This window comes from Clostridium sp. AM28-20LB, assembly GCF_003480665.1.
Lineage (GTDB): Bacteria > Bacillota > Clostridia > Lachnospirales > Lachnospiraceae > Otoolea > Otoolea fessa.
Genome location: NZ_QUJN01000001.1, coordinates 325,951 through 343,256 on the forward strand (window position 1 = coordinate 325,951; position 17,306 = coordinate 343,256).

General features: G+C 50.7%; 13 protein-coding genes. 12 read left to right on the top strand and 1 reads right to left on the bottom strand.

Annotated elements, in window-relative coordinates:
• Window positions 1-31 precede the first annotated feature (31 nt).
• The 3 genes from ftsY (at window position 32) to DW739_RS01515 (ending at window position 3,728) form a co-directional block, all read left to right on the top strand.
• Window positions 32-982 carry a signal recognition particle-docking protein FtsY gene (gene ftsY, locus DW739_RS01505; RefSeq protein WP_106999771.1) on the top strand — a complete coding sequence of 317 codons (951 nt, stop codon included), beginning with the start codon at window positions 32-34 and terminating at the stop codon, window positions 980-982.
• 166 nt (window positions 983-1,148) lie between these two features.
• Complete coding sequence (gene ilvA, locus DW739_RS01510) at window positions 1,149-2,426, top strand: threonine ammonia-lyase (RefSeq protein ID WP_118742514.1); 1,278 nt, start codon at window positions 1,149-1,151, stop codon at window positions 2,424-2,426.
• A 48-nt stretch (window positions 2,427-2,474) separates the two neighbouring features.
• Window positions 2,475-3,728 carry a chloride channel protein gene (locus tag DW739_RS01515; protein WP_118467603.1) on the top strand — a complete coding sequence of 418 codons (1,254 nt, stop codon included), beginning with the start codon at window positions 2,475-2,477 and terminating at the stop codon, window positions 3,726-3,728.
• A 128-nt stretch (window positions 3,729-3,856) separates the two neighbouring features.
• On the opposite strand, the gene DW739_RS01520 is transcribed toward DW739_RS01515, so the two are convergent.
• Window positions 3,857-4,150 (bottom strand): helix-turn-helix transcriptional regulator, encoded by a 294-nt coding sequence (locus DW739_RS01520; RefSeq protein WP_022360458.1) that lies wholly within the window; start codon window positions 4,148-4,150, stop codon window positions 3,857-3,859.
• A 527-nt stretch (window positions 4,151-4,677) separates the two neighbouring features.
• On the opposite strand from DW739_RS01520, the gene pyrH reads away from it, so the two are divergent.
• The 9 genes from pyrH to DW739_RS01565 all read left to right on the top strand — a co-directional run bounded on the left by pyrH (window position 4,678) and on the right by DW739_RS01565 (window position 17,090).
• Window positions 4,678-5,379, top strand: a complete 702-nt coding sequence (gene pyrH / locus DW739_RS01525) for a UMP kinase (RefSeq protein WP_106999774.1) — start codon at window positions 4,678-4,680, stop codon at window positions 5,377-5,379.
• A 13-nt stretch (window positions 5,380-5,392) separates the two neighbouring features.
• Window positions 5,393-5,947 carry a ribosome recycling factor gene (frr, locus tag DW739_RS01530; RefSeq protein ID WP_022360460.1) on the top strand — a complete coding sequence of 185 codons (555 nt, stop codon included), beginning with the start codon at window positions 5,393-5,395 and terminating at the stop codon, window positions 5,945-5,947.
• Between the two features lie 125 nt (window positions 5,948-6,072).
• Window positions 6,073-6,798 carry an isoprenyl transferase gene (locus DW739_RS01535; protein ID WP_106999775.1) on the top strand — a complete coding sequence of 242 codons (726 nt, stop codon included), beginning with the start codon at window positions 6,073-6,075 and terminating at the stop codon, window positions 6,796-6,798.
• Between the two features lie 12 nt (window positions 6,799-6,810).
• On the top strand, window positions 6,811-7,611 hold the full coding sequence (locus DW739_RS01540; RefSeq protein WP_106999776.1) for a phosphatidate cytidylyltransferase: 801 nt from the start codon (window positions 6,811-6,813) through the stop codon (window positions 7,609-7,611).
• A 42-nt stretch (window positions 7,612-7,653) separates the two neighbouring features.
• Entirely contained in the window at window positions 7,654-8,796 is a 1,143-nt protein-coding gene (locus DW739_RS01545) for a 1-deoxy-D-xylulose-5-phosphate reductoisomerase (protein ID WP_022360463.1), read from the top strand.
• Window position 8,797: 1 nt separating this feature from the next.
• Entirely contained in the window at window positions 8,798-9,925 is a 1,128-nt protein-coding gene (rseP, locus tag DW739_RS01550) for an RIP metalloprotease RseP (protein ID WP_106999777.1), read from the top strand.
• A gap of 228 nt (window positions 9,926-10,153) precedes the next feature.
• Window positions 10,154-11,230, top strand: a complete 1,077-nt coding sequence (gene ispG, locus DW739_RS01555) for a flavodoxin-dependent (E)-4-hydroxy-3-methylbut-2-enyl-diphosphate synthase (protein WP_118742515.1) — start codon at window positions 10,154-10,156, stop codon at window positions 11,228-11,230.
• A 4-nt stretch (window positions 11,231-11,234) separates the two neighbouring features.
• Window positions 11,235-15,743, top strand: a complete 4,509-nt coding sequence (locus DW739_RS01560) for a PolC-type DNA polymerase III (protein WP_118742516.1) — start codon at window positions 11,235-11,237, stop codon at window positions 15,741-15,743.
• Between the two features lie 72 nt (window positions 15,744-15,815).
• On the top strand, window positions 15,816-17,090 hold the full coding sequence (locus DW739_RS01565; RefSeq protein WP_117795288.1) for an aminotransferase class I/II-fold pyridoxal phosphate-dependent enzyme: 1,275 nt from the start codon (window positions 15,816-15,818) through the stop codon (window positions 17,088-17,090).
• The last annotated feature ends 216 nt before the right edge of the window (window positions 17,091-17,306 follow it).

Consider the following 17,306-nt stretch of genomic DNA (forward strand, 5'->3'; position numbering starts at 1 on the left):
AGAGTTCAGAAATAGAAAAGGAGGCGCAGCCATGGGAGATAAGAAAAAGGGTTTTTTCAGCCGTCTGGTAGAAGGGCTGACGAAAACGAGAGATTCCATTGTAAGCGGAATTGATTCCGTATTCAGCGGTTTTTCCGCGATCGATGATGATTTCTATGAGGAGATCGAAGAGACGCTTATCATGGGCGATCTAGGTATCCAGACGACGATGGCGATCGTCGAGGATCTCCGGAAAAAGGTAAAAGAAAACCACATCAAGGATCCGGCAGAGTGCAAGGATCTTCTGATTGCCAGCATCAAGGAACAGATGGATCTGGGCGAAAATGCCTACGAATTTGAAAACCGCAAGTCGGTTGTGCTGGTGATCGGCGTCAACGGCGTCGGGAAGACGACCTCGGTCGGCAAGCTGGCGGGCCAGTTAAAGGATCAGGGCAAGAAGGTCATTCTGGCGGCGGCGGATACATTCCGTGCGGCAGCGATTGAGCAGCTGACGGAGTGGGCAGGACGCGCGGGCGTTGAGCTGATCGCCCAGCAGGAAGGTTCTGATCCGGCAGCTGTTATCTACGATGCGATCGCGGCGGCAAAATCAAGAAATGCCGATGTGCTGATCTGCGACACGGCAGGTCGTCTGCACAACAAGAAAAACCTGATGGAAGAGTTAAAGAAGATCAACCGGATCATCGACAAAGAATATCCGGACGCCTACCGTGAGACGTTGGTTGTCCTTGACGGAACGACCGGTCAGAACGCGCTTGCACAGGCAAAACAGTTTATGGAGGTGGCGGATATCACCGGCATCATTCTGACGAAGCTGGATGGCACGGCAAAGGGCGGTATCGCGGTTGCGATCCAGTCCGAGCTTGGTATTCCGGTTAAATACGTCGGAATCGGCGAAAAGATCGACGATTTACAGAAATTCGATGCGAATGATTTCGTCAATGCACTGTTTAAGAGAAATGAAGCATTGACAGAGAATGAATAGAGCTAAAAATAGCTGAGCATGCCACGGCTGAAACTGGTTTGGCGGAGAACAAATCTGCTTAAGCCGTAGATTCAGATAAACAGGACACACCCGGCAGACTGTCTGGTCAGAGAACCGACAAAAGCAGGGCGCATTCTGAGAAATACGGATAAATGGAGGAAAGACAATGAGTGAGACAATAAAGGAAGAGACAGCAGAGGCAGCACAGGCTGAGCCGCAGGGACTGACACTGGAGAAATTCGAAGAAGCAACCGAGGTTGTCAGCAAGGTTATTTCCGAGACAAAACTGGTTTACAGTGAATATTTTTCGAATTTGACCGGCAATAAAGTATATTTAAAACCGGAAAATATGCAGTATACAGGTGCTTACAAGGTAAGAGGTGCATTTTATAAGATCAGCACCCTGAGCGATGAGGAGAAACAGCGCGGTCTGATCACCGCATCGGCTGGAAACCATGCACAGGGCGTTGCATACGCGGCAAAACTGGCTGGCTGCAAGGCAACGGTTGTTATGCCGACGACCACGCCGCTCATGAAGGTAAACCGTACCAGAAGCTATGGCGCAGAGGTGGTTCTTCACGGCGATGTATTCGATGAGGCGCTGGCATATGCAAATGAGCTGGCAGCGGAGCACGGATATACCTTTATCCATCCGTTCAACGATCTGGACGTAGCCACCGGTCAGGGAACCATCGCGATGGAGATCATCAAAGAGCTTCCGACCGTTGATTATATTCTGGTTCCGATTGGCGGCGGCGGACTCTGTACCGGTGTTGCAACGCTGGCAAAACTGCTGAATCCGAAGATCAAAGTGATCGGTGTAGAACCGGCAGGCGCAAATTGTATGCAGGAATCCCTGAAAGAAGGAAAGGTAGTGACTCTCCCGAGCGTCAACACAATCGCGGATGGTACTGCCGTTAAACGCCCGGGCGATCTGCTGTTCCCGTACATCCAGATCAATGTGGATGATATCATCACCATCGGGGATTCCGAGCTGATCGTGGCATTCCTTGATATGGTAGAAAACCACAAGATGATCGTTGAGAACTCCGGTCTTCTGACTGTGGCTGCTTTGAAACACCTGAATGTGAAGAAGAAAAAAGTCGTATCCATCCTGAGCGGCGGCAACATGGACGTGATCACAATGGCATCCATCGTACAGCATGGTCTGATCCAGAGAGACCGCGTATTTACCGTATCGGTACTGCTGCCGGATAAGCCAGGAGAGCTTGCAAAGGTTGCAAATCTGATGGCAGCGGAGCAGGGCAATGTCATCAAACTGGAGCACAACCAGTTTGTCAGCATCAACCGCAACGCAGCAGTGGAGCTGCGGATCACCGTTGAGGCGTTTGGTACGGATCACAAGAATAAGATAGTGGAAGCACTCAAGGAAGCAGGCTACCGTCCGAAGCTGGTAAAATCCAAAAATATCTATGATGTCTAAGATGGAAATGAAAAGCAGTGTGGATAGAGCAGACAGGGGAGAGTTGAAATGAAGCGGGAGAAATATGAGCCGGTGTTAAAAAATATTTCCTATTTTATAAAATGGGTGGAAGGCGCGATTGTGATTGGAATTGTGAGCGGCTGCATCGGCACGGCATTTGGAAAATGTGTCCTATGGGTGTCGGCATTCTTTCAAAGCCACCCGTGGATGGTCTTTCTGCTGCCGCTTACCGGTCTTCTGGTTCTGGGTGTTTACCATGTGCTGGGAGAGAGTAATAACCGGGGCACAAATATGGTGATCGAATCGATCTATTCGAACACAGAGATCAGTTTTGCGACTGCCCCGGCAGTCTTTGCAGGAACACTTCTGACGCACCTGGGCGGTGGTTCTGCCGGACGGGAGGGCGCGGCGCTGCAGATGGGAGGAAGCATCGGAACCCAGATCGGAAAATGGCTGAAATTTGATGAGAAAGATAAGAAAATTGCGGTCATGTGCGGCATGAGCGGTGTGTTTGCCGCCTTGTTTGGCACACCGATGGCGGCGGCGATCTTTTCGATGGAGGTTATCAGCATCGGCGTTATGTACTATGCAGCGCTGGTTCCATGTGTCTTTTCTGCCTTTACGGCGGCGGCGCTGGCGAGGTTCTGGGGACTGATGCCGGAGCAGTTTGCGATTGGTGCGGTTCCTGCGTGGAGTATTGAAACAGCGATCGTGGCTGTCGGTCTGGCGGCTGGCTGCGCGCTGGTGTCGGAGCTTTTCTGCATCACGCTTCACACAACGGAACATCTCTACAAAAAATATCTTCCATCGCCGGTCTGGCGGATTCTATCCGGCGCGGCGATTGTGATTGTTTTGACGCTTCTGACCGGTTCGACCCGCTACAACGGAAGCGGCGTCTCCCTGATTGAAAAATGTTTCGAGGGCGAGGGACTTCCATGGGATTTCCTGATGAAAATTCTCTTTACGACGGTTACGCTGGAGGCAGGCTTCAAGGGAGGCGAGATCGTGCCGACCCTGACGATCGGCGCGGCGTTTGGCAGTTTCTTTGCATTTCTCTTTGGACAGCCGGTCGGTCTTATGACCGCCTGCGGTATGCTGGGACTCTTCGTGGGAGTCACAAACTGCCCGATCTCAACGCTTCTGCTGGGCTTTGAGCTTTTTGGCTATGAGGCGATGCCGTTTTTCGTGCTGGTGATTGCAGTCAGCTTTAGTTTCTCTGGTTATTACAGCCTGTATGCGAGTCAGAAATTTATCTACTCGAAGACGAGGACGGAGTTTATTAACCGGAAGACGAATAAATAGGTGGAAAATGCTCACCATAATTTTGATTTTTTACTTTTGAATACCACAAAAAGGGTTCCAATTTATCTTTGGAACCCTAAAATGTCATGCTTTAAAGAAATTCATGAATCTACGTGCTCTATCATGATTTATTCATGAAAATCCTGCGGTTTCTCATCACGGAAATCAAGCAGGGCGCGCGGTGCAACCTGCAGAACACCTGCAATATCAAAGAGACTCTCTAAGGAAAGACTCGTTTTCATGTTCGGTGCCTCGATGTTAGATATATGAGTCCGGCTTAAATCGGTCGCCTCTGCTAAAGCCATCTGGCTCATGCCACGGAGTTTGCGGTAATAAGCGATGTTGAGACCTATCTGACGGTAATATTTTTCATAACGGTTTGTCTGCTGCTTGTTAATTTGTTTTTGATCGATTGCTGTCATATTTTTCAAGTGCCTCCCCGATCCGAAAGAATCATGCGTTATTGTTATTTCAGAGATAATAAATAATTACAACTGATATAACTATTGTAGCTGGAAATTGATTTTTATCAAACAATATAATGATTCAAATTTGCAATGTTATAAAATGCATATCCAATAAAACAATGCACATACATGGATTGCACCTAGGAAGGCTGTTAAATAATGCACAGAAAAAGATTGCAGAGGATAAGTGCAGATAAATAATGAGAAACTGGGGGCAGAATGAGAACGGCGGGAAAAGGTGAAATAGAAAAAAAGTAAAACGGGCGCTAAAATTTGAGAAAAAATGAAAAACAGGGCGAAGAATCCGTATACAGAAAGGCGTTTGGGGAAAATGATGAAAGGATGCACAGGATTTACGAAAATTCTATCGCACATTCGGATTTTTTGTGGTAGAATATCTTTGATAAGGTGACGCAGCTTTTTACGGTCATCACAGATAAAATGTACATCAGAACGTACATATAGACAGGGAGAACCGAATTATGGAATTAAAGCGGGTATTACTGAAGCTGAGCGGAGAAGCGCTGGCAGGCGACAAGAAAACCGGGTTTGATGAAGCAACGGTCAAGGAAGTAGCCAGACAGGTTAAGACGGCGGTCGATGACGGAATCGAAGTAGGTATCGTGATCGGCGGCGGAAACTTCTGGAGAGGCCGCCAGAGCAATGCAATCGATCGGACCAAGGCGGATCAGATCGGAATGCTGGCAACGGTCATGAACTGTATTTACGTGTCGGAGATCTTCCGGAGCGAGGGTATGATGACACAGATTCTGACACCATTTGAGTGCGGTTCCATGACGAAGCTGTTTTCAAAGGACAGAGCCAATAAATATTTCTCAAAGGGTATGGTCGTATTTTTTGCAGGTGGTACAGGTCATCCGTATTTCTCAACTGATACCGGCGTAGCGCTGCGTGCGATTGAGATGGATGCAGACTGCATTCTTCTGGCCAAGGCGATCGACGGCGTCTATGACAGCGATCCGAAGATCAACCCGGATGCAAAGAAGTATGATACGATCACGATTCAGGAGGTGATCGACAAGCAGCTGGCGGTCGTAGACCTCACAGCTTCCATCATGTGTATGGAAAATCACGTTCCGATGGCAGTATTCAGCCTGAATGAAAAAGACGGAATTGTAAATGCAATGCGCGGAAAAATTAACGGTACAGTGGTTACCGCATAACTAGGAGGATTTTATGCAGGAGAGATTAAAAGTTTACGAAGAGAAGATGAATAAGTCCTATGACGCACTGCTGAATGAGTATACATCCATTCGTGCTGGACGTGCGAACCCGCATGTACTGGACAAAATCAAAGTAGATTACTACGGCGCACCGACCCCGTTACAGCAGGTGGCAAATATCTCTGTACCGGAGCCGCGTATGATTCTGATCCAGCCGTGGGAGAAGAAGCTCATTAAGGACATCGAGAAAGCGATCCTGACTTCCGATCTGGGTATCAACCCGAACAACGATGGAAGTGCAGTACGCCTGATTTTCCCGGAGCTTACTGAGGAACGCCGTAAAGATCTGGCAAAGGATGTTAAGAAAAAGGGCGAGGGCGCGAAGGTTGCAGTCCGCAATATCCGCCGTGATGCAAACGACCTGTTAAAGAAGCTGGAAAAAGGCGGCGAGATCACCGAGGATGAGCTGGCAGATGGCGAGGATCAGATCCAGAAGCTGACTGACAAGATGATCGCAAAGGTTGATAAAGCAGTAGAAGAAAAAACAGCTGAGATCATGACTGTATAAAAATACAATAGAGTTTAAATGTAAAAATCAGGCTGCCTCAAGCAGGGCTGGCCGGCATTGCAGATGCGGATGGCCGGCTGGTCCTGTTTTCTGGCTATTAAGGGAATATTATGGAGGAAAACTGGATGGAAAGGGACATCGAAAACATGGTAATTCCGCAGCATGTCGCCCTCATTCTGGATGGCAACGGCAGATGGGCGAAGAAGAGAGGTCTTCCGAGAACCGTAGGTCATAAACAGGGGTGTGTGACGGTTGAACAGACGGTTGAGGATGCAGCGAGACTGGGAATCCGTTATCTGACGGTATATGGTTTTTCAACGGAAAACTGGAAGCGTTCTGCTGAAGAAGTAGGGGCGCTGATGCAGCTCTTCCGTTTTTATCTGAAACGGCTTTTAAAGATTGCCAAGAAAAATAATGTAAGAGTCAAAATGATCGGCGACCGCACGCGCTTTGACAGCGATATCATCGAGGGCATCAACCGCCTGGAAGACGAGACGGCGGCAAACACGGGCATGACCTTTGTGATCGCAGTCAACTACGGCGGCAGAGATGAGATCACGCGCGCGGTGCGCCATATGATGATGGACTGTCAGGACGGAAAGCTGGTGCCGGAGGACGTGACAGAGCAGACCGTTGCGTCCTATTTAGATACGGCGGGTATCCCGGATCCGGATCTTCTGATCCGCACCAGCGGCGAGATCCGCCTGTCCAATTATCTGCTGTGGCAGCTTGCCTACAGTGAGATTTATATCACGGACTGCCTGTGGCCGGATTTCAACCGCGACGAGCTTATAAAGGCAATTGAGCAGTTCAATCAAAGAGACAGACGCTTTGGCGGAGTCAAGGCATAAGGAGGAGTTGCCATGTTCAGAACGAGGCTGATAAGCGGGATTGTGCTTGTAGCACTCGCGATTTTACTGGTTACAAAGGGCGGTGTCCTTCTGTACTGTGTGACCGCCGCGATCTCCCTGATCGGTATGTTTGAGCTTTACCGGGTTATGGGGATTGAGAAAAAAGCGCCGGGCATCGCCGGGTATCTGGCGTGTCTGGGATATTATGGGCTGGTGTGGTTTGAAGGGCAGCATTATGTGACGCTGCTTGCGATTGCAGCCCTGATGGTGCTGATGAGCATTTACGTGTTCACGTTTCCGAAATATGGGACCGAGCAGATTACAGTAGCATTTTTCGGCATTTTTTATCTGGGAATTATGCTTTCCTACCTGTATCAGGTGCGGGCAATGGCGGACGGAAAATACCTTGTCTGGCTGATCTTTTTAAGCTCCTGGGGCTGTGACACCTGCGCATACTGCGCGGGAATGCTCCTTGGAAAACACCGTCTGGCACCGGTTTTAAGCCCGAAAAAATCGATCGAGGGCGCCGTCGGCGGTGTGGTCGGATCGGCTCTGTTAGGCTGCATTTATGCGTATTTCTTCGGTGCGAAGATGGACGAGGTCAGCAATCCGATGGTGGCATGCGCGGTGGCGTGTGCGATTGCGGCGGTCATTTCCCAGATCGGGGATCTGGCGGCGTCGGCGATCAAGCGGAACCACAATGTCAAGGATTACGGAAACCTGATTCCGGGACACGGCGGCGTGCTGGATCGGTTCGACAGCATGATTTTTACGGCACCGGCGATTTATTTTGCACTGACGTTTTTACGATAAAACGAAAGCATGTATGAAAATACAGAAACAGGAGAATAAGAAATGAAAAAAATTGCGATACTTGGATCAACCGGATCGATCGGAACACAGACATTGGAAGTGGTCCGGGCGAATAAAGATATAGAAGTAACGGCTCTGGCGGCTGGAAGCAATATTGATCTTCTGGAGAAACAGATCCGGGAGTTTTCTCCGAAGATCGCGGCGGTCTGGAACGAGGAAAAAGCAAAAGAACTGAAAGACCGTGTGCGCGATCTGGATATCCGTGTCGAGAGCGGCATGGATGGACTTCTCGCAGTGGCAACGGAGCTGGGTGCGGAGATTGTGGTGACAGCGGTAGTCGGAATGATCGGTATCCGCCCGACGATCGCAGCGATGAATGCTGGAAAAGATATTGCACTTGCAAACAAAGAGACCCTGGTAACGGCCGGGCATATCATTATGTCGCTGGCAAAGGAGAAGCATGTCCGCATTCTGCCGGTGGACAGCGAGCACAGCGCGATTTTCCAGAGTTTGAACGGTGAGACGGGAAATAAGATCCACAAGATTCTCCTGACAGCGTCTGGCGGACCGTTCCGCGGATGGACGAGAGAGCAGATGAAAGGTGTTCAGGTCGAAGATGCGCTGAAACATCCGAACTGGACGATGGGGCGCAAGATCACGATCGACAGTTCCACGATGGTAAACAAAGGTCTGGAAGTTATGGAGGCAAGATGGCTCTTTGGCGTGGAGATGGATCAGGTGCAGGTGGTTGTGCAGCCGCAGAGTGTGATTCATTCAATGGTAGAATACGAGGACGGCGCGGTGATAGCGCAGCTCGGCACGCCGGATATGAAGCTTCCGATCCAGTATGCGCTGTATTATCCGGAACGCCGCTTCCTGGCGGGCGACCGGCTGGATTTTGCAAAGCTGGCACAGATTACCTTTGAAGCGCCGGATTTTGAGAATTTCCACGGACTTTCCCTGGCATACAAAGCCGGACGGCGCGGCGGCACGCTTCCGACCGTGTTCAACGCGGCAAATGAGCGGGCAGTTCAGAAATTCCTCGATCGCGAGATCGGATATCTGACCATCACTGATATGATTGAGGCGGCGATGGAACACCACACCGTGAAAGAGAATCCGACGGTCGAAGAGATTCTGGCAGCAGAACAGGAAACCTATGATTTTATAGAGAGCAGGTGGTAGATTGGTAAGTTTGCTGGCGGCGCTGATTGTATTCAGCCTGATCGTGCTGTTTCACGAATTTGGACATTTTTTATTGGCAAAACGGGGCGGAATCTGCGTCGTTGAGTTTTCGCTCGGCATGGGTCCTAGACTTTTCAGTTTTGTGAAAGGCGGGACGCGGTACTCGCTGAAGCTGCTTCCGTTTGGCGGTTCTTGTATGATGCTGGGGGAAGATGAAGGGTATGATGCGCCGGATGAGACGGAAAAAGGGAGTTCCTGCGATCAGAACCAGAGTCTGACAGATGGAAAAACGGATCGGCTCCTGTTGCCTCCGGGTGCAACGGGGACTTATTTTAATGCGGTTTCTGCCTGGACACGTTTTAAAGTCGTGGTGGCAGGACCTGTATTCAACTTCATTCTGGCATGGTTTTGCGCCTTTTTCGTGATTAGCTGTGTGGGATTTGATGCGGCGTCGGTTGTCAGTGTTGAGGACGGCTATCCGGCACAGGAGGCGGGGCTGCAGGCGGGCGATACGATCGAGCGCTTAAATGGTACGCGCACCTATCTGTACCGCGATGTGCAGACGTATCTGCAGTTTCATCCGGGAAAGAGTGTCACGGTGGAGTATGTGCGGGATGGGAAATCCTACACGACGCAGATGGTTCCGCGCTATTCTGAGGAAGCGGGACGCTATCTTATTGGAATCAGCGGTGGTGTTTACCAGAAACCGGCGTCCGTGATTCAGACGGCGCAGTATAGCTTCTATGAAGTGCGCTATTGGATCCGTGTGACGTTCAGCAGCCTTGGCATGATTCTGAAGCGGCAGGTCAGCTCGAACGATATCGCGGGTCCGGTGCGGATTGTGTCGATGATCGGCACGACGGTCAAGGAGAGCCAGAGCTACGGACTTATGATTGTGCTTGTCAATCTGGCCAATATGTGTATTCTGCTCAGCGCCAATCTGGGTGTCATGAACCTGCTTCCGGTTCCAGCGCTGGACGGCGGACGGCTTGTATTTATCATTCTGGAGATGCTGCGCGGCAAGCCGGTTGATCCGGAAAAAGAGGGCATGGTCCATATGGCGGGCATGGCGGCGTTGATGACGCTGATGTTATTTGTATTGTTTAATGATATTAGAAATTTATTGTAATAATTCATGTAACTGTTCAGTAGGTCTGCGCATTTACTGCGCTGACCGTACGAAAACATGGGCCAGCAGGCAAAAATCCCATTGCCGTAGGCAATTTTTGATGGATTTTTGCGCGTGACTGTGAAGGTACTGAACAGTTACTAATTCATTTGATTCAAAGGCATGAAAGATTCGCTCGAAAAAGGCCGGAAATTTTGTGTCGGAGAAGAATGGTTTGGGAGGAACGATATGGGATACCGGGACGAGACGAAAGTGGTGCAGATTGGAAAACGACAGATCGGCGGCGGCAATCCGATTCTGATCCAGTCGATGTGTAATACGAAAACAGAGGATGTGAATGCGACCGTCGAGCAGATTCTGGCGCTGGAGCACGCGGGCTGCGATATTATCCGTGTGGCAGTGCCGACAATGGAGGCGGCTGCTGCCCTGACGGAGATTAAACGCCAGATACATATTCCATTGGTGGCGGATATTCATTTTGACTATCGTCTCGCGATCGCGGCGATCGAGTGCGGCGCGGACAAAATCCGTATCAATCCGGGAAATATCGGTTCCAGAGAGCGGATCCAGGCGGTGGTTGACAAGGCAAAAGAGTATGGCGTGCCGATTCGTGTCGGCGTCAACAGCGGTTCTTTGGAAAAGCCATTGGTAGAGAAATATGGCGGCGTGACAGCGGAAGGACTCGTTGAGAGTGCGCTGGATAAGGTTGCCCTGATTGAGCAGATGGGTTATGACAATCTGGTTATCAGCATCAAATCTTCGGATGTTATGATGTGTGTAAAAGCACATGAACTAATTGCAAAAAAGACTCATTATCCGCTGCATGTCGGTATCACAGAGGCGGGAACTGTAATTGCGGGCAATATCAAGTCAGCGGTCGGTCTGGGACTGATTTTGAGTCAGGGAATCGGTGATACGATCCGCGTGTCCCTGACAGGCAGCCCGCTGGAGGAGATCAAGTCGGCAAAGCTGATTTTGAAGACGCTGGGCCTTCGTCGGGGAGGAGTGGAAGTTGTTTCATGTCCGACCTGCGGACGCACGCAGATCGACCTCATCGGTCTGGCAAACCAGGTGGAGACGCTGGTACAGGGATATCCGCTGGATATCAAGGTTGCCGTCATGGGCTGCGTGGTCAACGGACCGGGCGAGGCGAAGGAAGCCGATCTCGGGGTAGCCGGCGGTATCGGCGAAGGACTTCTGATACGCAAGGGCGAGATTGTGAAAAAACTGCCGGAGAGTGAACTTTTACCGGCGCTCAAAGCGGAGCTTGACCGGATGGTGGAAGATAAAAAAGCAAAGGAATGATAGAATGAAAACATTTCTGGAGGTATTTCCAGATTTACATATTGCGGAAAATGTGCGGGGACTGCTTGAAATGGTCGGGATCGAGAAGATCTCGACGAACCGTGACCGGAGCGTGATCCGCGTATACATCGACAGCCCGCGCCTGATGCACAAGCAGAGTATCTACGATCTGGAAAAAGGCATCAAGGAGCAGTTGTTTCCGGGCAAACGGGTGACGATCAAGATTTTGGAGAAATACCATCTGTCCAGCCAGTACACGCCGGAAAAACTCATGAATGTATACCGGGACAGCATTTTGATGGAGCTGAAAAATTACAGTATCCTTCTTTATAATATGTTCCGTAAGGCGGAGATGGATTTTGAAGAAGAAGGATACCTGAAGCTGTCGCTGGAGGACACGATGATCGTGCGCGATAAGGCACCGGAACTGGTGCGGATTCTGGAGAAAATCTTCACCGAGCGCTGCAATGTGCCGATGGTTGTGAAGACTTCCTACCGTCCGGTTGAGAAGAAGAATACTGAGCCGGAGATCATCTACATGAAGCCGCAGGCGGCAGGCGGAAGCGGCGCGGCTGCCGGAGCAGCAGGTGCCAATGAGGCGTATATGGAACCGTCGGGGGCAGAACCTGCCTCTGGAGGTGTCGATCTGCCATTTGACGAGGGAAAGACTGTTTTAAAACCGGTTGGTAAGCAGAAAGCCGGGGGGAATCCGGCAGGAGGCAGAAACCAGGCAGGCAGCGCAAATGCTGGATCTGGCAAGGGCGGCGAGTACCGCCGTTCGGGCTATATGAAGAAATCCGACAATCCGGATGTGCTGTTTGGGCGCGATTTCGATGAGGAGGCGAGCCCGATCGAGGAGTTGGAAGGCGAGGTTGGGCAGGTTGTCATCCGCGGAAAGATCCTGACTTGCGAGCTAAGGGAGCTTCGCAGCGGCAACACACTGTTTATGTTTTCGGTAACGGATTTTACAGATACAATCGGCGTCAAGATCTTTGCACGGGAGGATACGCTGGATGATTTGAAGACGGCGACCAAGGCGGGACAGTTTGTCCGCATCAAGGGTGTTGCCAACATTGATAAATTTGATGGCGAGCTGACGATCGGTTCGGTTTCCGGCATCAAGAAATGCGAAGATTTCACCAGCAAGCGGATGGACAACAGTCCGGTCAAGCGCGTGGAGCTGCACTGTCACACAAAGATGAGCGATATGGACGGTGTTTCCGAGGTCAAGGATATCATCAAACGTGCCAAACAGTGGGGCATGGACGCGATCGCTGTCACCGACCACGGCTGTGTGCAGGCGTTTCCGGATGCGAACCATGCGGTCGATAAGGGCGAAAACTTCAAGATCCTCTATGGTGTTGAGGGCTATCTCGTCGATGATATGAAGGAACTGGCGGAGAATGAGAAAGGACAGACGTTAGATCACACCTGCGTTGTATTCGATATCGAGACGACCGGCTTCAGCCCGATCAAGAACCGCATCATCGAGATCGGCGCGGTGCGTGTGACGGATGGAAAGATTGTGGACAAATTCAGCACATTTGTCAACCCGGAAGTGCCAATCCCCTATGACATTGAACAGCTGACAAGCATCAACGACGGCATGGTAATCAGCGCGCCGACGATCGAAGAGGTTCTGCCGGAGTTTCTGGCATTCTGCGAGGGTGCGGTCATGGTCGCGCACAACGCGTCGTTTGATATCAGTTTCATCAAAGAAAACGCGAGACGGCAGGGAATCACATTCCAGCCGACCGTTCTCGATACGGTTTCGCTGGCGCGTGTCCTGCTGCCGAACCTGAACCGCTTCAAGCTCGACACAGTAGCGAAAGAGCTTAAAATTTCCCTCGAAAACCATCACCGGGCGGTCGATGATGCGGGGGCGACGGCAGAGATTTTTGTCAAGTTCATCGAGATGTTAAAGGCTCGTGATATCGAAAACCTGACGCAGCTCAACGAACTCAGCAAAATGACACCGGAAATGATCCGGAAGATGCCGACCTACCATATTATTATTTTGGCGAAGAATGATGTCGGGCGAATCAACCTGTACCGGTTGATTTCCCAGTCGAACCTGACGTATTTTGCAAAACGTCCGCGGATTCCGAAGAGTCTGCTGGCGAGCCACCGCGAGGGGCTGATTCTTGGGTCGGCGTGCGAGGCGGGAGAGCTGTTTCAGGCGATCCTGCGCGGGATTCCGGAGGAAGAACTGGGAAAAATTGCAAATTTCTACGATTATCTGGAAGTGCAGCCGCTTGGAAACAACGCATTTATGCTGCGGGATGAGAAAAGTTCGGTCAACACCTGGGAGGATCTGCAGGATCTGAACCGCAAAGTGATTGAACTTGGCGAACAGTGGAACAAGCCGGTCTGCGCGACCTGCGATGTCCATTTCCTCGATCCGGAGGATGAGGTCTACCGCCGTATCATCATGGCGAGCAAGGGCTTTAAGGATGCAGACGATCAGGCACCGCTGTATTTGCGGACTACCGAGGAAATGCTGAGGGAATTTGAATATTTAGGCAGCGATAAGGCGGAGGAGATCGTTATCACAAACACGCGCAAGATCGCGGCGATGTGTGAGCGCATTTCCCCGGTACGCCCGGACAAGTGTCCGCCGGTTATTCCGAATTCGGATGATACGCTGCGTACCATCTGCTACAACCGTGCACATGATATGTACGGCGATAAGCTGCCGAAGATGGTAGTCGATCGGTTGGAGCGGGAACTTCACTCGATCATTTCCAATGGATTTGCCGTTATGTATATCATCGCGCAGAAACTGGTTTGGAAGTCGAATGAGGATGGATATCTGGTTGGTTCGCGAGGATCCGTTGGTTCCTCACTGGCGGCGACGATGTCTGGTATCACGGAGGTAAATCCGCTGAGTCCGCACTACTATTGTCCGAGTTGCCATTATTACGATTTTGATTCAGAAGATGTAAAAAAGTTTTCGGGTATGGCGGGCTGTGATATGCCGGATAAGATATGTCCAAAGTGCGGCAAACCGCTGAAAAAAGACGGGTTCGACATTCCGTTTGAGACGTTCCTGGGATTCAAGGGTGATAAGGAGCCGGATATCGACTTAAACTTTTCCGGTGAATATCAGAGCCGGGCGCACAGCTACACGGAGGTCATCTTTGGAAAAGGACAGACCTTCCGTGCGGGGACGATCGGTACGCTGGCAGATAAGACAGCGTATGGTTTTGTGGCGCATTATTATGAGGATAAAGGAATCCGTAAGCGCCGGTGCGAGATTGAGCGCATCGTGTCCGGCTGCGTCGGCGTGCGGCGTACCACCGGACAGCATCCGGGCGGTATCATCGTATTGCCCCTCGGAGAGGAGATTGACACGTTTACACCGGTGCAGCACCCGGCGGACGATATGACGACACGTACCGTCACGACGCATTTCGATTACCACTCGATCGACCACAACTTGTTGAAACTCGATATTCTCGGACACGATGATCCGACCATGATTCGTATGCTGCAGGATTTGACGGGACTCGACCCGGTTAAGGATATTCCACTGGATTCGAAGGAGGTCATGAGTCTCTTCCAGAACACGGAGGCGCTCGGTGTCACGCCGGAGGATCTCGGCGGCTGTAAGCTCGGGGCGCTTGGCATTCCGGAGTTTGGTACAGACTTCGCGATGCAGATGTTGATCGATGCCAAACCGAAATATTTTTCGGATTTGGTGCGGATTTCCGGTCTGTCCCACGGTACGGATGTATGGTTAGGAAACGCGAAAGACCTTATCCTGAGCGGACAGGCGACGATTCAGACGGCGATTTGTTGTCGAGACGATATTATGATTTATCTGATTCAGAAAGGACTCGAAGAGGGACTCTCCTTCACTATCATGGAGTCTGTCCGAAAAGGAAAAGGACTGAAACCGGAGTGGATCGAGGAGATGAAAGCTCACGATGTGCCGCAGTGGTATATCGATTCCTGCCTGAAAATCAAGTATATGTTCCCGAAGGCGCACGCGGCGGCTTACGTTATGATGGCGTGGCGTGTGGCGTACTGTAAGGTATTTTACCCGCTGGCGTACTATGCGGCATATTTCAGCATCCGTGCGAGTGGATTTACCTACAAGCTGATGTGCCAGGGGCGCGATAAGCTGGAGTATCATCTGGCGGAATACAAGAGCCGGTCGGATTCTCTTTCCAAGAAAGAGCAGGACACGCTGCGCGATATGCGTATCGTACAGGAAATGTACGCGCGCGGATTTGAGTTCATGCCGATCGATATTTACCGGGCAAAAGCCCGCAATTTCCAGATCATAGACGGAAAGCTGATGCCGTCGTTAAGCAGTATCGACGGACTCGGAGAGAAAGCGGCAGACGCGATTGTTTTTGCGGCGGAGGACGGAAAGTTCTTGTCGAAAGAGGACTTTATCAACCGTACCAAGGTTACGAAAACGGTGTGCGATCTGATGGCAGAGCTGGGAATTCTGACGGGGCTGCCGGAGAGCAATCAGCTTTCGCTGTTTGATATGGTGATGTAAAAGAGCCGTACTAAAAAATAGGCTCAATTACTATATAATTATTTAAAAATAAACATATGAAGGAGAAGAAAAATGAAACGTTCAATGGAAACAACGTGCATCCAGGGCGGATGGCAGCCGAAAAATGGCGAGCCGAGAATTCTGCCGATCTACCAGAGCACGACCTTTAAGTATTCAACCAGTGAGCAGATGGGAAGACTCTTCGATCTGGAGGAAAACGGATATTTTTATACCCGTCTGGCAAACCCGACCAATGATGCAGTCGCAGATAAGATCCGTGAGCTGGAGGGCGGCGCGGCAGCAATGCTGACATCCTCCGGACAGGCGGCAAACTTTTATGCGGTATTTAATATCTGCGGCGCGGGCGATCATCTGGTCTGCTCGGCAACCGTATACGGCGGCACATCAAACCTGTTTGTCGTTACGATGAAAAAAATGGGCGTCGATGTTACGTTAGTTGACCCGGATGCGCCGGAAGAGGAGATCGAGAAGGCGATCCGCCCGAACACAAAGTGTATCTTCGGTGAGTCGATTGCAAACCCGGCTCTGGTAGTGCTGGATCTGGAAAAATTTGCCCGGATTGCACACAGAAATGGTATTCCATTTATTGTAGATAATACCTTTGCAACCCCGATCAACTGCCGTCCGTTCGAGTGGGGCGCAGATATTGTAACGCATTCTACTACAAAATATATGGATGGACATGCGATGACCGTCGGCGGCTGCATCGTGGACAGTGGCAACTTTGACTGGGAGGCACATGCAGATAAATTCCCGGGTCTGACGACGCCGGATGAGTCTTACCACGGCATTATTTACACGAAGAAATTCGGTAAGGCGGCTTATATCACCAAGGCAACCGCACAGGTAATGCGTGATCTCGGTTCCATCCCGTCCCCGCAGAATTCCTTCTTATTGAATATCGGTCTGGAGACACTGCATCTGCGTGTGCCGCGCCACTGTGAGAATGCACAGAAGGTCGCCGAGTATTTACAGAGCCGTGAAGATGTGGCCTGGGTGAATTATCCGGGACTTGAAAATGATAAATACCATGCACTGGCGCAGAAATATATGCCGAACGGTACATGCGGCGTTATTTCTTTCGGCTTAAAGGGCGGTCGTCAGGCAGCTGGCGAGTTCATGGATAAGCTGAAACTGGCAGCCATCGTAACCCATGTTGCCGATGCGAGAACCTGCGTTCTGCATCCGGCAAGCCATACTCACCGTCAGCTCTCCGATGAGCAGCTCAGGGAGGCAGGCGTTGATCCAAGCCTGATCCGTTTGAGTGTCGGAATTGAGAATGTGGATGATATCATCGAGGATATCCGTCAGGCGCTGGAGGACTAAAATGCCAAGAATGGCGATATAACAGCTTTATGCCGGGTATCCGTGAGATGTTTCAATGCGGTTGTTAAAATGAGCGCTTACAACGACAGGTCAGTCGGGATGACACATAAATCTGTGTCAGTCTCCGGCTGACCTCTTGTTTTATTTGCAAAAATCTGCCATACTATGAGAGATGGCACTGTAGTTTTCAATGATACGGCAGGTGCCTGATGAATG

Bases quoted from the DNA above. Each gene is read 5' to 3' on its own strand.
- ftsY (WP_106999771.1), top strand. From the start codon at position 32: ATGGGAGATAAGAAAAAGGGTTTTTTCAGCCGTCTGGTAGAAGGGCTG.
- ilvA (WP_118742514.1), top strand. From the start codon at position 1,149: ATGAGTGAGACAATAAAGGAAGAGACAGCAGAGGCAGCACAGGCTGAG.
- DW739_RS01515 (WP_118467603.1), top strand. From the start codon at position 2,475: ATGAAGCGGGAGAAATATGAGCCGGTGTTAAAAAATATTTCCTATTTT.
- DW739_RS01520 (WP_022360458.1), bottom strand. From the start codon at position 4,150: ATGACAGCAATCGATCAAAAACAAATTAACAAGCAGCAGACAAACCGT.
- pyrH (WP_106999774.1), top strand. From the start codon at position 4,678: ATGGAATTAAAGCGGGTATTACTGAAGCTGAGCGGAGAAGCGCTGGCA.
- frr (WP_022360460.1), top strand. From the start codon at position 5,393: ATGCAGGAGAGATTAAAAGTTTACGAAGAGAAGATGAATAAGTCCTAT.
- DW739_RS01535 (WP_106999775.1), top strand. From the start codon at position 6,073: ATGGAAAGGGACATCGAAAACATGGTAATTCCGCAGCATGTCGCCCTC.
- DW739_RS01540 (WP_106999776.1), top strand. From the start codon at position 6,811: ATGTTCAGAACGAGGCTGATAAGCGGGATTGTGCTTGTAGCACTCGCG.
- DW739_RS01545 (WP_022360463.1), top strand. From the start codon at position 7,654: ATGAAAAAAATTGCGATACTTGGATCAACCGGATCGATCGGAACACAG.
- ispG (WP_118742515.1), top strand. From the start codon at position 10,154: ATGGGATACCGGGACGAGACGAAAGTGGTGCAGATTGGAAAACGACAG.
- DW739_RS01560 (WP_118742516.1), top strand. From the start codon at position 11,235: ATGAAAACATTTCTGGAGGTATTTCCAGATTTACATATTGCGGAAAAT.
- DW739_RS01565 (WP_117795288.1), top strand. From the start codon at position 15,816: ATGAAACGTTCAATGGAAACAACGTGCATCCAGGGCGGATGGCAGCCG.